Source organism: Streptomyces sp. MZ04 (assembly GCF_004684775.1).
Lineage (GTDB): Bacteria > Actinomycetota > Actinomycetes > Streptomycetales > Streptomycetaceae > Streptomyces.
On record NZ_SRIC01000007.1, the window covers coordinates 34,749 to 49,959 of the forward strand.

General features: G+C 71.0%; 12 protein-coding genes. 7 read left to right on the top strand and 5 right to left on the bottom strand.

Features of this window, described 5'->3' with window-relative positions; translation table 11 throughout:
- The first annotated feature begins 29 nt into the window (after positions 1–29).
- Genes tal through pgl form a run of 4 tightly spaced genes read left to right on the top strand, consistent with a single transcriptional unit; the run spans position 30 to position 4,484 of the window.
- On the top strand, positions 30–1,148 hold the full coding sequence (tal, locus tag E2651_RS03305) for a transaldolase (protein ID WP_135329430.1): 1,119 nt from the start codon (positions 30–32) through the stop codon (positions 1,146–1,148).
- Entirely contained in the window at positions 1,145–2,677 is a 1,533-nt protein-coding gene (gene zwf, locus E2651_RS03310) for a glucose-6-phosphate dehydrogenase (protein WP_167828680.1), read from the top strand. Before tal ends, zwf begins: the two co-directional genes overlap by 4 nt.
- Positions 2,674–3,708 carry a glucose-6-phosphate dehydrogenase assembly protein OpcA gene (opcA, locus tag E2651_RS03315; protein WP_135329432.1) on the top strand — a complete coding sequence of 345 codons (1,035 nt, stop codon included), beginning with the start codon at positions 2,674–2,676 and terminating at the stop codon, positions 3,706–3,708. The genes zwf and opcA overlap by 4 nt, the downstream gene beginning before the upstream one ends.
- Complete coding sequence (gene pgl / locus E2651_RS03320; protein ID WP_135329433.1) at positions 3,705–4,484, top strand: 6-phosphogluconolactonase; 780 nt, start codon at positions 3,705–3,707, stop codon at positions 4,482–4,484. Before opcA ends, pgl begins: the two co-directional genes overlap by 4 nt.
- A gap of 113 nt (positions 4,485–4,597) precedes the next feature.
- Here pgl and E2651_RS03325 read toward each other — a convergent pair whose 3' ends face one another.
- The 5 genes from E2651_RS03325 to E2651_RS03345 all read right to left on the bottom strand — a co-directional run bounded on the left by E2651_RS03325 (position 4,598) and on the right by E2651_RS03345 (position 11,502).
- On the bottom strand, positions 4,598–5,521 hold the full coding sequence (locus tag E2651_RS03325) for a carbohydrate ABC transporter permease (RefSeq protein ID WP_245238538.1): 924 nt from the start codon (positions 5,519–5,521) through the stop codon (positions 4,598–4,600).
- Positions 5,518–6,912, bottom strand: coding sequence for an ABC transporter permease subunit (locus tag E2651_RS03330; protein ID WP_135329434.1), 1,395 nt, complete (start codon positions 6,910–6,912; stop codon positions 5,518–5,520). The genes E2651_RS03325 and E2651_RS03330 overlap by 4 nt, the downstream gene beginning before the upstream one ends.
- Before the next feature lie 5 nt (positions 6,913–6,917).
- Positions 6,918–8,240, bottom strand: a complete 1,323-nt coding sequence (locus E2651_RS03335; RefSeq protein ID WP_135329435.1) for an ABC transporter substrate-binding protein — start codon at positions 8,238–8,240, stop codon at positions 6,918–6,920.
- Between the two features lie 64 nt (positions 8,241–8,304).
- A complete protein-coding gene (locus E2651_RS03340; RefSeq protein WP_135329436.1) occupies positions 8,305–9,972 on the bottom strand; it encodes a glycoside hydrolase family 13 protein in 1,668 nt (555 codons plus the stop codon).
- Positions 9,973–10,236: 264 nt separating this feature from the next.
- Positions 10,237–11,502: an ABC transporter substrate-binding protein gene (locus E2651_RS03345; protein WP_135329437.1), complete on the bottom strand. Its 1,266-nt coding sequence runs from the start codon at positions 11,500–11,502 to the stop codon at positions 10,237–10,239.
- 123 nt (positions 11,503–11,625) lie between these two features.
- Here E2651_RS03345 and E2651_RS03350 point away from each other — a divergent pair, with 123 nt between their 5' ends.
- Genes E2651_RS03350 through E2651_RS03360 form a run of 3 tightly spaced genes read left to right on the top strand, consistent with a single transcriptional unit; the run spans position 11,626 to position 15,204 of the window.
- Positions 11,626–12,141, top strand: coding sequence for a PadR family transcriptional regulator (locus tag E2651_RS03350; RefSeq protein ID WP_135329438.1), 516 nt, complete (start codon positions 11,626–11,628; stop codon positions 12,139–12,141).
- Positions 12,138–12,905: an ABC transporter ATP-binding protein gene (locus tag E2651_RS03355; protein WP_135329439.1), complete on the top strand. Its 768-nt coding sequence runs from the start codon at positions 12,138–12,140 to the stop codon at positions 12,903–12,905. The genes E2651_RS03350 and E2651_RS03355 overlap by 4 nt, the downstream gene beginning before the upstream one ends.
- Before the next feature lie 4 nt (positions 12,906–12,909).
- Positions 12,910–15,204, top strand: coding sequence for an ABC transporter permease (locus tag E2651_RS03360; RefSeq protein WP_135329440.1), 2,295 nt, complete (start codon positions 12,910–12,912; stop codon positions 15,202–15,204).
- Positions 15,205–15,211 lie beyond the last annotated feature (7 nt).

The following is a 15,211-nucleotide window of genomic DNA, read 5'->3' on the forward strand; positions in this document are numbered from 1 at the left end:
CATACCATCAAGTAGGAGATGTAATTCCCATGACAGACGCACTCAAGCGCCTCTCCGACGAAGGCGTCGCGATCTGGCTGGACGACCTGTCGCGCAAGCGGATCACGTCCGGCAACCTCGCCGAACTGATCGACCAGAGCCACGTCGTGGGTGTCACCACGAACCCGTCGATCTTCCAGAAGGCGATCAGCAGCGGTGACGGTTACGAGCAGCAGCTCGCCGACCTCGCCGCCCGCAAGGTCACCGTCGAAGAGGCCATCCGCATGATCACGACGGCGGACGTCCGTGACGCCGCCGACATCCTGCGCCCGGTGTTCGACGCGACGGGCGGCCAGGACGGCCGCGTGTCGATCGAGGTCGACCCGCGCCTGGCGCACAACACCGAGGCGACGGTCGCCGAGGCCAAGCAGCTCGCCTGGCTGGTGGACCGTCCCAACACCCTCATCAAGATCCCGGCGACGAAGGCGGGCCTGCCCGCGATCACCGAGGTCATCGGCAAGGGCATCAGCGTGAACGTGACGCTGATCTTCTCGCTCGAGCGCTACCGCGAGGTCATGGACGCGTACCTGGCGGGCCTGGAGAAGGCGAAGGCCGCGGGCCTGGACCTCTCCAAGATCCACTCGGTGGCGTCCTTCTTCGTGTCCCGCGTGGACACCGAGATCGACAAGCGCCTCGACGCCCTGGGCACCGACGAGGCCAAGGCCCTCAAGGGCAAGGCCGCGCTCGCCAACGCGCGTCTGGCGTACGAGGCGTACGAGGAGGTCTTCTCCTCCGACCGCTGGGCCGCGCTCGACAAGGCGCAGGCCAACAAGCAGCGTCCGCTGTGGGCCTCGACCGGCGTCAAGGACCCGGCGTACAAGGACACCCTGTACGTCGACGACCTGGTCGCGCCGAACACGGTGAACACGATGCCGGAGGCCACCCTGGAGGCCACCGCCGACCACGGCCAGATCACCGGCAACACCGTGGCGGGCACGTACGACGCCTCGCGCGGCGAGATCGAGGCCGTCGAGAAGCTCGGCGTCAGCTACGACGATGTCGTGCAGCTTCTGGAGGACGAGGGCGTCGACAAGTTCGAGGCGTCCTGGAACGACCTGCTCAAGTCCACCGAGGCGGAGCTCAAGCGCCTCACCCCTTCGGAGGGCTGACCATCTTGTCAAGCAGCAATCCGCTGCGTGACGCCGCAGACCGACGGCTCCCGCGTATCGCGGGGCCGTCGGGCCTGGTCATCTTTGGCGTCACGGGCGATTTGTCCCGTAAAAAGCTGATGCCCGCTGTCTATGACCTCGCCAACCGAGGCCTTCTTCCGCCGGGCTTTTCCCTTATTGGTTTCGCCCGGCGCGAGTGGCAGGACGAGGACTTCGCGCAGGAGGTGCACGACGCGGTCAAGCAGCACGCGCGCACACCCTTCCGCGAGGAGGTCTGGCAGCAGCTGATCCAGGGCATGCGCTTCGTCCAGGGCAACTTCGACGACGACGACGCCTTCGAGCAGCTCAAGGCCACCATCCAGGACCTCGACAAGGCGCAGGGCACGGGCGGCAACTTCGCCTTCTATCTCTCCGTGCCGCCGAAGTTCTTCCCCGACGTCGTCCAGCAGCTCAAGAAGCACGGGCTCGCGGACGCCCCCGACGGGTCCTGGCGGCGCGCGGTCATCGAGAAGCCCTTCGGGCACAACCTGGCCTCCGCCCAGGACCTCAACTCGATCGTGCACGAGGTGTTCGCCCCGGACCAGGTGTTCCGGATCGACCACTACCTCGGCAAGGAGACCGTCCAGAACATCCTGGCGCTGCGCTTCGCCAACCAGATGTTCGAGCCGATCTGGAACCGGTCGTACGTGGACCACATCCAGATCACCATGGCCGAGGACATCGGCATCGGCGGCCGCGCCGGCTACTACGACGGCATCGGCGCCGCCCGCGACGTCATCCAGAACCACCTGCTCCAGCTGATGGCGCTGACTGCGATGGAGGAGCCCGCCTCCTTCGACGCGGACGCGCTCGTCGCCGAGAAGGCGAAGGTTCTGGGCGCCGTCCGGCTGCCCAAGGACCTCGGCGAGAGCACCGTCCGCGGGCAGTACGCGGCGGGCTGGCAGGGCGGCGAGAAGGCCGTCGGCTATCTCCAGGAAGACGGCATCGACCCCAAGTCGAAGACCGACACCTACGCGGCCATCAAGCTGGAGGTGGACAACCGGCGCTGGGCGGGCGTCCCCTTCTACCTGCGCACGGGCAAGCGTCTGGGCCGTCGCGTCACGGAGATCGCGGTCGTCTTCCAGCGCGCGCCCCACTCGCCCTTCGACCACACGGCGACGGAGGAGCTGGGTCAGAACGCGATCGTCATCCGCGTCCAGCCCGACGAGGGCATCACGGTCCGGTTCGGCTCGAAGGTGCCCGGCACCTCGATGGAGATCCGGGACGTGTCGATGGACTTCGCGTACGGCGAGTCCTTCACCGAGTCAAGCCCCGAGGCGTACGAGCGTCTGATCCTGGACGTCCTGCTCGGCGACGCCAACCTCTTCCCGCGCACGGAGGAGGTCGAGCTGTCCTGGAACATCCTCGACCCGATCGAGGAGTACTGGGACAGGCACGGCAAGCCCGCGCAGTACGCGGCAGGCACCTGGGGCCCGACCGAGGCGGACGAAATGCTCGCACGAGACGGACGGAGCTGGCGTCGGCCATGAAGATCGACCTTACGGACACCACGTCCAGCAAGATCAACAAAGCGCTCGTCATGGGCCGCAGGGCGATCGGCACCCCGGCCGTCGGCATGGTGCTCACCCTCGTCATCGTCACCGACGAGGAGAACGCCTACGACGCCCTGAAGGCCGCCAACGAAGCGTCCCGCGAGCACCCTTCGCGCACCCTGGTCGTCATCAAGCGCGCCGCGCGCTCGCCCCGTGACCGCACCAGCTCGCGCCTGGACGCCGAGGTGCGGGTGGGCGCGGACGCGGGCACCGGCGAGACGGTCGTCCTGCGGCTTTACGGCGAGGTCATCAACCACGCCCAGTCGGTCGTCCTGCCGCTGCTGCTCCCCGACGCCCCCGTGGTCGTCTGGTGGCCGGTGAACGCCCCGCTGGACCCGTCCAACGACCCGCTGGGCGCCCTGGCCCAGCGCCGCGTCACGGACACCTACGCCGCGGAGCAGCCGGTCCACGAGCTGGCCGCGCGCGCCGAGGCGTACCACCCCGGCGACACGGACCTGTCCTGGACCCGGATCACGCCGTGGCGCTCGATGCTCGCGGCCGCACTCGACCAGGTCACCTGCAAGGTCACCTCGGTCGAGGTGGAGGGCGAAGAGTTCAACCCGAGCTGCGAGCTGCTCGGTATGTGGCTCGCGGACCGGCTCGACGTCCCCGTGAAGCGCTCGCTCTCGGCGGGCCCGGGTCTGACCTGCGTACGCATGGAAACCGACTGCGGTCCCATCGTGCTCGGCCGCCCCGACGGCTCGCTCGCCACGCTCTCAGTCCAGGGGCAGCCCGACCGCGCGGTGGCGCTCAAGCGCCGCGAGACGGCCGAGCTGATCGCCGAGGAGCTGCGCCGCCTGGACCCGGACGACACCTACGCCTCCGCGCTGAGGTACGGCGTGGAGCGGCTCGGTGAGCCCGCGGCGCAGACGGCGGCGCCGGCTGCCGAGCAGCCCGCCGACGAGCCGAAGAAGGCGGACCGGGCTCCGGCCAAGAAGGCACCGGCGAAGAAGGCGGCGGCGAAGTGAGCGCGGCCCCGCAGCTCGTCGTGCACCGCGACAAGGAGCTGATGGCGCAGGCCGCGGCGGCCCGCCTCATCACGAAGATCGTCGACGCGCAGTCCGCCAGGGGCTATGCGTCGGTGGTCCTCACCGGCGGCCGCAACGGCAACGGCCTTCTGGCGGCGCTGAGTTCGGCCCCGGCGAAGGACGCGGTCGACTGGTCGCGCCTCGACCTGTGGTGGGGCGACGAGCGCTTCCTGCCGGACGGCGACCCGGAGCGCAACTACACCCAGGCCCGGGAGGCGCTGCTCGACTCGGTGCCGCTCAACCCGGCGCGGGTGCATCCGATGCCCGCTTCGGACGGCGCCTACGAGCCGGACGCGGCCGCCGAGGTCTACGCGGCCGAGCTCGCCGCGGCCGCGGGGCCCGAGGACCACGGCCCGGTGCCGACGTTCGACGTGCTGATGCTGGGCGTCGGCCCGGACACCCATGTCGCCTCGCTCTTCCCGGAGCTGCCCGCGGTCCGCGAGACGGAGCGCACGGTGGTCGGCGTGCACGGCGCGCCCAAGCCGCCGCCCACCCGCATCACGCTCACGCTCCCGGCGATCCGGGCGGCCCGCGAGGTGTGGCTGCTCGCGGCGGGCGAGGACAAGGCGAACGCCGCGGCGATCGCCCTCTCCGGCGCGGGCGAGATCCAGGCACCGGCGGCGGGCGCGTACGGCAGGTCGCGGACGCTGTGGCTGCTGGACGCGGCGGCGGCCTCGCAGCTGCCGCGCGATCTGTATCCGCCGGCTTCGGCCTGACGGCAGCGACGACGCACGCGCCGCGGCCCGGTCCTCCTCGTGGGGACCGGGCCGCGGCGCGTCGTACGTACGGGCAACTCTCGTAGGTACGGTCAACGCCCGTATGCGCGGGCTCACTTGACGGAGCCCGCCATCACCCCCTGCACGAAGTGCCGCTGGAACGCGAAGAACACGACCACCGGGACGACCAGCGAGAGGAACGCACCGGGCGCGAGCACGTCGATGTTGCTGCCGAACTGGCGGATCTGCGACTGCAGTTCCACGGTCAGCGGCTGCGAGGAACTGTCGGCGAAGAGCAGCGCCACCAGCATGTCGTTCCACACCCAGAGGAACTGGAAGATGGCCAGGCTCGCGATGGCCGGACGCCCCACCGGCAGCACGAGCCGCGTGAAGATCCGCCACTCGGTCCCGCCGTCCATCCGGGCCGCCTCCAGCATCTCCTTCGGTATCTCCGCGAAGTAGTTGCGCAGCAGGAAGACGGCGAACGGCAGTCCGTAGGCGACGTGGAAGAGCACCACGCCCGGGATGGTGCCGAAAAGACCCAGCTCGCCGAAGAGTTTGGCCACCGGAAGCAGGCCGATCTGCATCGGCACCACGAGCAGCGCCACCACGAGCAGGAACAGCGGGTCCCGGCCGGGGAACTCCAGCCAGGCGAAGGCGTACGCGGCGAGGGCCGCGATGACGACGACCAGAGCGGTGGCGGGCACCGAGATCAGGACGGTGTTCCAGAACGCCTTCGTCATCCCGGTGTTGTCGAGCAGCGCCGAGTAGTTGTCGAAGGAAAGCTGTGCCGGGCTGCTCAGAGAGGTCCACCAGCCGCCGCTCGCGGTGTCCTTGGCGGAGCGCAGCGAGGAGAGGAAGAGCCCGGCGAGCGGGGTGATCCAGACCAGCGCGACGACCACGAGGAACGCCTGGACCAGGCTGCTGCCGAGCCAGCGGCCGATGCGGCCCTTGGGGCGGGGGCGGGTGGCGGGTGCGACGGCCGCCGGTTCCTTGTCCGGCGTCACGGCCTGCCGGTCGGGAGTGGTGACGGTCATGACTGACTCCTGCGGAAGCGGCGGACGTTGAACACCATGGCGGGGATCACCAGGAGCAGCAGGAGCATGCCGAGCGCGCTGCCGAGGCCCTGGTTGTTGCCGCCGCCGAAGGAGACGAGCCACATCTGGGTGGCGAGGACCGTGGCGTCCTCCTGCACGGGCCCCGGCGCGATGATGTAGACGAGGTCGAATACCTTCATCACGTTGATCACCAGGGTCACGAAGACCACGGTGAGGACGGGCGCGAGCAGCGGCACGGTGATCCGGCGGAAGACCTGCCACTCACTGGCGCCGTCCATCCGGGCCGCTTCCAGGGCATCGCGCGGCAGCGACGCGAGCCCGGCGCCGATGAGCACCATGGCGAAGCCCGTCCAGATCCACAGATACGCGCCGATGATGGCCGGGGTGACGAGGGCCGGGCCCAGCCAGGAGACGCCTTCGTAGGGCGCGGCGAAGTTCTTCGCGGGCAGGTGCACGGTGTACGTCGCACCGGGGTCGAGGTCCGTGAAGCGGAAGGAGCCGTCGGTGCCGGTGGTGGCGCTCGCGACCGTCTCGCCGCCCCGCACCGCCTCCACCCGCATCTGGGGCAGTCCGCTCTCGGCCCGGTCCGTCTCGCCCTGCTTCCCTCCCCCGCCGGGTATGAAGTCCAGGTAGACGACACCGCGCAGCTCGTGCGCGCCGGCCGTCCGCCCGGCCGCCGCGTACGCGGGCTCGGCGTCCTCGGGCAGGTCCTTGGGCGCGACGCCGACGAGCCCGAGGCCGACCGTGTGGCCGGGGGACGCGGCGGCGGTCGTGCGGTACGAGCCGTCGGCGCCCTTGGTCAGGCCCTGGCCGTCACGGGCACGCGCGGTCGGGTAGGAGGAGGTGCCCTCGAAGGCGTCGTGCACGCCCACGACGGCGGCGTTCAGGACGCCCTTGTCGGGGTCCTCGTCGTACGCGAGCCGGAAGATGATGCCCGCGGCGAGGAAGGAGACCGCCATGGGCATGAAGAGGAGCAGCTTGAACGCGGTGGCCCAGCGGATCTTCTCGACCAGGACGGCGAGGATCAGGCCGAGCCCGGTGAGCAGGGTCGGGGCGATGACCACCCAGATGACGCTGTTGCGGATGGCCTTGAGCGTGGCCGGGTCGCGGAACATCTCGGTGTAGTTGTCGCCGCCGACGAACTTCGTGCCGGAGGCGTCGAAGAGGCTGCGTCCCGCCGAGAACAGCACGGGGTAGACGACGAGGGCGCCGAGCAGGAGCAGGGCGGGAAGGACGAAGACGACGGCGATGACCCGCCCGCGGCGCCTGCGCCGGGCGGCCTCGGTGCCCGGGGGCCTCGGGGCCTTGCCGGCGGCGCCCGGCGTCTTGGCGGCCGGCGGGCTCGGCGTCCCGGCGGAGGTGGCGGTCATGGCGATCAGCCCTTGTCGGCCTTGGCCGCCGCGGCTTCGAGCCGCTGCGCCGTGGCCTTCGGGTCCGACGGGTCGCGCAGGAAGTCCTGGAGGAGCTTCCACTCGCCCATGCCCTTGGTGCCGCCGAAGGCCGCGGGGGCCTGGTCGGACATGTCGAAGCGGACCGAATCACCGGCGCCGACAAGGGACTTGGCGGTCTCGCGGGTGACGTCGTCGCCGTACGAGGCGAGGTCGACCTTCTTGTTCGGGGAGAGGAAGCCGCCCGCCTCGGCCCAGACGGCCGCCGCCTCGGGGGTCGCCAGGTACTCCAGGAGCTTCGTGGCGCCCTTCTGGTTCTTGCCGTCCTTCAGGGCGACCGCGGCGTCACCGCCGCTGACCACGGGCGCCTTGCCGCCGTCGACCGCGGGGAAGGGGAAGAAGTCGGCGTCCGCACCGATCTTCTTGTCGAACTGGTCCTTGGCGACACCGGCCACGAAGTCGCCCTCGTAGACCATGCCCGCCTCGGGCTCGGGCCCGAAGACCTTCTCGACGGAGCCCGGGAAGTCGGTGCTCAGGGCCTCCTTCTGGCCGCCCGCGATCAGCTGGTCGTCCTTGAAGAGCTTGCCGAGGGTGGTGAGCGCGTCGACGACGGACGGGTCGGTCCACTTGATCTTGTGCGCGGCGAGCTGGTCGTACTTCCCGGGCCCGGCCTGCGAGAGGTAGATGTTCTCGAACCAGTCGGTGAGGGTCCACCCGTCCTGTCCCGCGACGGAGAAGGCGGCGAGCCCCGAGTCGGAGACCGTCCGGCCCGCCTTGAGCATCTCCTCGTACGTCTTGGGGGTCTTGACCCCTGCCTGGTCGAGGGCGTCGGGGCTGTACCAGACGGTCGACTTGTGCGCGGCCTTGAAGTACAGGCCGTAGAGGGCGCCTTCGACGCTGCCGTACTTCTTCCACACGCTCGCGTAGTTGGCGTCGACGGCCTGCTCGGTCTTCTGGGACAGGGGCGTGAGCCAGCCCTTCTTCGCGAACTGCTTCAGGACGCCGACCTGCGGGACCATCACGACGTCGGGGGCGTTGCCGCCCTCGATCTTGCTGCCGACGACAGTGGAGACGTTGTCACCGGTGGAGACGAACTGGACCTTGGCCCCGGTCTCCTCGCCGAAGGCGTCGAGCACCTTCTGGAAGTTCTTCTGCTCGCTGCCGGACCAGACGCCGGCGACGGTGATCGTCTGGCCGTCGAGCGACTTGTCGCCGCCGCCGGCGCTGACGTCGCCACCGCCGCAGGCGGTGGCGCCCATGGCCAGGGCGAGGGCGGTGCAGCCGGCAAGGGTGATACGTCGTCGCATCATCGTTGATGTCCCTTCGGGGGCAAAGGAGTTGACGGGGTGTCGGATCGAGCGGATGTAACGGATCTCAGGGGTTGGTGCAGTCGCTGATCCACCAGGCGGCGGTGGAGCCGGGAAGGACGCCGGTCGGGCACGGCCCGCTGGACAGCAGCGGGGCGCCGGAGACGGGCGCGGGCACCGGGGCCGTACCGAAGTTGACCGCGCACACCAGGCCGTCGCCGCGGACGAAGGCGAGGACCCCGGGCGGCGTCTGCAGCCAGCGCAGCGAGCCTTCGCCCAACTGGGGCAGCCCGGCGCGCAGTTGGAGTCCGTCGCGGTAGAGGTGCCAGAAGGAGCGGGTGTCGGCGAGGGCGCGGTCGGTGGCGTGCTCGGCGAACCACGCGGGCTGCGGCAGCCACGGCTTGGCGCCCTCGGCCCCGGAGGTGAAGCCGAACGGCGACGCGTGCCCCGACCACGGCAGCGGCACCCGGCAGCCGTCGCGGATCCGGGCCCGGCTTCCGGTGCGGTGGAAGATCGGGTCGGTGAGCACCTCGTCGGGCAGGTCGTCGACCTCGGGAAGGCCGAGCTCCTCGCCCTGGTAGATGTACGCGGCTCCGGGCAGCGCCAGCATGAGCAGCGCCGCGGCCCGCGCCCGGGTCGCGCCGAGGCCGCTGCCCTCGGTGCCGGACTCGCCGTACCGCGTGACCGTGCGGACCTGGTCGTGGTTGTTGAGCACCCACGTGACCGTGGAGCCCGTGCCCGCGATGTCCCGCATCGCCTCCGTGATGACCTTGCGGAAGGCGTCCGCGTCCCAGGGCGCGCCCAACAGGTCGAAGAAGAACGCCTGGTGGAGTTCGTCGGGGCGTACGTACTGGGCGTGTTCGCGGGCGGTCGGCACGGAGACCTCGCCGACGAGGAGGCGTTCGTGGCCGTCGCGCGCGGTGTACTCCTCGCACACCGCCCGCCAGTGCCGCCATACGTCGTGCACCTCGGGCTGGTTCCAGGCGAGGGGGTTGACGGAGTCGCGGGTGCGGGCGTCGGCCTCGGGGTCCGGCGAGTCGGGCAGGCCGGGGTGTTTGAAGAGCCCGGCGGCGACATCGATGCGGAAGCCGTCGACGCCCCGGTCGAGCCAGAACCGCAGCGCGTGCTCGAAGTGGGCGCCGACCTCGGGGTTGCGCCAGTTCAGGTCCGGCTGCTCGGGCGTGAACATGTGCAGGTACCACTGGCCGGGGGTGCCGTCCGGCTCGGTGACGGGGGTCCAGGCGGGGCCGCCGAACATGGCGTGCCAGTTGTTGGGCGGCTCCTCGCCGTGCGGGCCGCGGCCCTCGGCGAAGTGGAAGCGGGCGCGCGCCGCGCTGCCGGGCTCCGCGGTGAGCGCCTCGCGGAACCAGTCGTGGTCGCTGGAGCAGTGGTTGGGGACGATGTCCAGGAGCACCTTGACGCCCAGGCGCCGGGCGTCGGTCATCAGCAGGTCGAACTCGGCGAGGTTGCCGAAGATCGGGTCCACGTCGCAGTAGTCGGCGACGTCGTAGCCGTGGTCGTGCTGGGGCGAGGGGTAGAAGGGGCTCAGCCAGATGCCGTCGACGCCGAGTTTCTTCAGATACGGCAGTCCCGCGCGGACCCCGGCGAGATCGCCGATGCCGTCACCGGTGCTGTCCAGGAAGCTGCGGACGTACACCTGGTAGATCACTGCGTCCCGCCACCAGTGGTGCGTGTGGGGGCGCGCGAGGCCGTCGCCGGCCGGGGCTGTGAGCATGACCCGTTGACCTGTCTACGTGAAGTGCTGGAAGTGCTGGAAGTGCTGGAAGTGCTGAGAAGGCGCGCCGAAGTGCGCGAGGGGTGTGCGGCCGAGAGCCGACCGCGACCCGAGCGGTTATGCATGCATGTTAAGTAGACGTGTCGCGCGGGTGTCAACGAGTAGGCAGAAAGCCGTGGCGAGTTGAGTCGTTATGTCCAGAGTTTTCGGCACCTATGAGGCCCCTGAGGCTCGCCTCAGATACCTAACGTGTAACTAGCGCAGCTAGCGCGAGATGGCCGCAAGCTCCCGGGCGAGGCGCCGCACCGCCGCCTCGGGCGTCTGATGCCCGGCCATGGCGTCATGCACGGCGGCCTGCACGGCCAGGCTCACCTGGTCGTAGCGGGGGCTCTTGGGACGCGGCGCCGCCGCGAGCACGCTCGCCCGCAGCGTCGGCAGATACGGGAACCTCCGGATGAGACCGGGGTCCTGATAGAGCGCGGCCCGCACGGGCGGCAGCGCGCCCCGCGTGAGCACCTGCCGCTGCACCTTCTCGCCGGTGAGATACGCGAGGAGGCGGGCGGCGGAATCGGGGTGCCGCGCATGCGAGCTGACGGCGAGGTTCGAGCCGCCGAGCACACTCGTCCCCGGGCCGTCGGACCCCGGCAGCGGCACGGCACCGATCTTCCCGGCGACCTCGGACTTCTCGCCGGACGCGCTGACGTACGCGTACGGCCAGTTGCGCAGGAAGAGCAGCCTGCCGTCCTGGAAGGCCTGCCGGGACTCCTCTTCCTTGTACGTCAGGGCCTTCTTCGGGATCCAGCCCTCGCGCACCCCGCGGGCGAGGAACCCGATGCCCTCGCGGGCCGCCGCGGAGTTGACGGTGACGCGCTCGCCCTCGTCGCCGAGGATCGTGCCGCCCGCCGAGTAGACCGCCTCGGCTGCGTTCACGGTGAGCCCCTCGTAGGGGAGGAACTGGCCCGCGTATCCGTCGAGCCCGTACTTGGGGGCGACGGTCCTCGCCGCCCGTTCAAGCTCGGCCCAGGTGCGCGGCGGTTCGATGCCTTCCTTGGCCAGGACGTCCTTGCGGTACAGGAGCAGCCCGGCGTTGGTGACGTAGGGAACCGCGTACAGCTTCCCGTCGTACGTGGCCGTGTCCACGACCGGCGGCAGGAAGCTCTTGAGCGGGAAGCCGTCGCGCCGCAGCGGGGAGATCCAGCCCGCTGCGGCGAACTCCGAGGTCCAGGCGACGTCGATGTTGAGCACGTCGAAGCGGCTGTCCCCCGAGCGCAGGTCGGTGGTCATCTGAGCGTGGGTCTCGTCGGCGGAGTCCGGGAGTTCGACGAGGGTGACCTTCTCGCCGGGATGGGTGCGGTTCCAGCCCTCGAGCAGCGGTCCCAGATAACCGGTGAGGTCGCCCGCGGTCGCCAGCGTGAGGGGGCCGCGTCCGTCGCCGCGTGCCGTGTCGGACCGGGTTCCCGATGCGGCGTACCCGGACAGGATCACGGCGATGACCAGGAGTCCCCTACCCGCGGCACGTATCCACCGCATAGGTTCCTCCCTGTACACCGGCGCCCGGCACCTTCGCCCGCGTCAGGGGCCATGTATACCCGTTAGGTATGGGCGATACTAGGGCCTGGAGCACAATACGAGGATGCGAGGAGGAGAGCACGAGTGCGGCTGCCCCTCATGGCCCTCCTGGCGCGAGGCCCGGCCCACGGCTACGAGCTCAAGCAGGACCTTGAGCAACTCCTCGGCTCCGCGTACCCTCAGCCGAACGTCGGCCAGATCTATGTGACGCTGGGCCGCCTCGAGAAGTCGGGACTGATCGACGGCGAGGAGGTCGAGCAGTCGAGCCGGCCCAACAAGAAGATCTACCACCTCACCGACGCCGGGCGGGAAGCGCTGCACGCCTGGTACGAGGAGACGGCGGACGAGCCACGGGTACGGGACGAGTTCTTCATGAAGCTCGCGCTCGCCCCGCGGACCGGTCTCGCCGACCAGATCGCCCTGATCAACAAACAGCGGCGCCAGTACCTGAACACCATGCGCGATCTGTCGAAGCTGTCCGCGGCCGAGAACCGGGACAACCGCATCTCCCACCTGCTGATCGAGGGCGCCATGCTGCATCTGCAGGCCGATCTCGACTGGCTCGAGCGGTGCCAGGAAGAGCTGGAGGAACTGGAGTGAACGACAGTCCCTCCGCGCCGTCTCCCGTGCCTCCCCTGCTCGAGGCCGAGGGCCTGGTCAAGACCCACTACGGCGAGGGCGCACCCGCCCCCGCCGTACGCGGTGTCGATCTCTGCATACGGCAGGGCGAGTTCGTGGCCGTCACCGGGCCTTCCGGCGCCGGGAAGTCGACCCTGCTGCATCTGCTCGGCGGGCTCCAGCGGCCGGACAGCGGCAGCATCCGCCTGGACGGCGAGTCCACCGACTCCTACAGCGAGGCGCGCTGGGCGGTGGAGCGCCGGCGCCGGATCGGCATCGTCTTCCAGTTCTTCAACCTCGTGTCCAATCTGTCGGTCGCCGACAACGTGGAGCTGCCCGCGCTGCTCGCCGGGACCTCGCCGAAACAGGCGCGTGCCGAACGCGAGGAGCTCCTTTCCGAGCTGGGCCTCGAGGGCAAGGAGCGCAGCATGCCGGGCGAGCTGTCCGGCGGCGAGCAGCAGCGCGTCGCCCTGGCCCGCGCCCTGGTCAACCACCCTTCCCTGCTCCTGGCCGACGAGCCCGCGGGCAGCCTGGACAGCAAGGGGACGCGCGAGGTGATGCGCCTGCTGTCCCGCTTCCACCAGCGCGGTCAGACGATTGTGCTGGTCACCCATGACGCACGGCTCGCGAGCTCCGCGGACCGCGTCATCAGCTTCTTCGACGGCCGGATCGCCGACGACGCCGATCTCGGCGGCACGCTGCCGCGCGGCACCGGCATCTCCGGCGTGCTCGAACTGAAGGACTGACCCCATGCGGGCCACCCTGCGCTGGGCGCACGCCGATCTGCGGACACATCGCGGCGAAGCCCTGTTCATCGTGCTCGCCACCACCGGGATCGTCGCCTCGCTGCTGCTCGCCGCGGCCCTCTTCGGGTACGCCACCAACCCCTGGCAGCGCGTCTTCGCCCAGTCACGGGGCGCCCATGTGTGGATCCACACCGGGGCCTCCACCGACGCGGGGCGGCTTGCCCGTATCGGCGGCGTCGAGTCCGTCTCGGGGCCGTACCGGACCGCCGCGACCGCCGTCGAGTCGCACGGCGCCCGTGCCTCCGTCGAACTGCGCGGAGCCACCGGCGCACCACCCGCCACCGGGCGCCCCCTGCTCACCTCGGGCCGCTGGCTGGACCCGGCCACACCGGACGGCGTCGTCCTCGAACACGGCCTCGCCCGCGCGCTGTGGGCCGAGCCCGGCGACACCCTGAAGCTGCCCGGCACCGCGCGCACCCTGACCGTCCTCGGCGTCGCCGACAGCGCCGAGCCCGGCTACAGCCCCGGGGAGCGGTCAGGCCTGGTCTGGGCGCCCCCGTCCGTCGTGCAGCGGACCGACGGACGGTCGGGCCAGGTCGTCGGCCTTCGCCTCGCCGACCCCGACGACACGGACTACGCGGTGCAGCGCGCCGTCACGACCCTGGGCGCCGGAGCGGTCACCCAGGTCTCCCACTGGCAGCAGGCGCGCGCCGAGGCCCAGGGCGGCAACCGGCTGCTCGGCCAGGTGCTCGGCCTCTTCGGCCTTGGCGCCCTGGTCGCCGCCGCCCTCGCCGTGTACGGCGCCATCGACACCCGTATCCGGGGCCATCTGCGCGACATCTCGGTCCTGAAGGCCATCGGCTTCACCCCCGGCCAGGTGGTGCGCAGCTTCCTCGTCCAGCATCTGGCGTACGCGCTGCTCGGCGCCGCGGTGGCGACGGCTCTCATCCAGACGCTGGGCAGCCGTGTCCCGGGGCGGCTCGGCGACGCGGTCGGCGTGTGGCAGGGGCTTCCGGGGCATACGGCGGCGCTGTTCGGTGTGCCGGCCGCCGCGGTGCTCTTCATCGGCGCCATGACGGGGCTCGCCGCGTGGCGGGCCGGGCGGGTGCCCTCCGTGCCGGTGCTACGGGCCGCTGCGGCGCCGGGCGGGCGGCTGTCCGGGGTGGCGCGCGGGGCGCTGGGGCTGCGGCTGCCGCCCGCACTGGTCCTCGGCTGGCACAAGGCGTTCACGCTGCGGCCGCGCTCCCTGTCCGCCATCGCCCGCCTCGCCCTGCCGCTCCTCCTGATCGTGGTCGCGCTGAGCGCCTGGACCACCATCGACCGGTTTCACGACGAGCCCCGGGAGCTCGGCATCGCCGCCGCGCTCACCGCCCGCGCCGACGAGGACCTGACCGACTCCGGGGCGCGGGACCTGCTCGCCGGAAACCGGCAGGTCACCGCGGTCCATCCGGGCATCGAGGTGGCCGCCCTCGTCCCCGGCCAGACCGGCACCATCGCGCTGCGCGGCCTCGGCACGTACAAGAACCCGTACCCCTTCACCCTGGCCGAGGGCCGCCCGGCGCGTGGCCCGGACGAGGCGGTGGCCGGACAGGGGCTCCTCGACGCGCTGGACGTACGCGTCGGTGACTGGGTGCGGATGACGGTGGGCGGACGCCCGCAGATCCTGCACATCGTGGGCCGCAACATCGAGCCGGAGAACGGCGGCCGGGTCATCTCCACCTCGCTGGACACGCTGCGGGAGAACGACCCGAAGCTCCGGCCCACGCTCTACCAGCTCCAGCTGCGCCCCGGCGCGGACCCCGCCGCGGTCGGCGCCGAGCTGACGAAGACCTCGCGGGGACAGCTCGATGTCCACGCCGTGACCAACCCGGCCGACGGGCTCTCGCCCCTGCGCTCCGTGGTCATCGGTCTGATCGCCGTCCTCGCCCTGATCGGGCTCATCGAGCTGCTGACCGCGATCGGCGGCACGGTGCGCGAAGGGGAACGGGATCTGCTCGCCCTCAAGGCGATCGGCCTGTCGCCACGGCAGATCACGGCGGTCGCGGTGACGGCGACGGGGTGCACCGCCCTGGCCGCCGCGCTCACCGGCACGGCCCTTGGGCTGCCCCTCGCGCACTGGCTGATCGACGCCCAGGGGCGGTCGAACGGCATCGGCGCCGGCATCGCACGGGTGCCGTCCCCCGCTCTGCTGATGCTCTTCGGCGCGGCAGCGGTTCTGGGCGCCGCCTCGCTGGCCGCGCTCCCGGCGTCGCGGGCGGCCCGGCGCCGCCTCGCGGACACGCTGAGCGCGGTCGCCTGACGCCTGA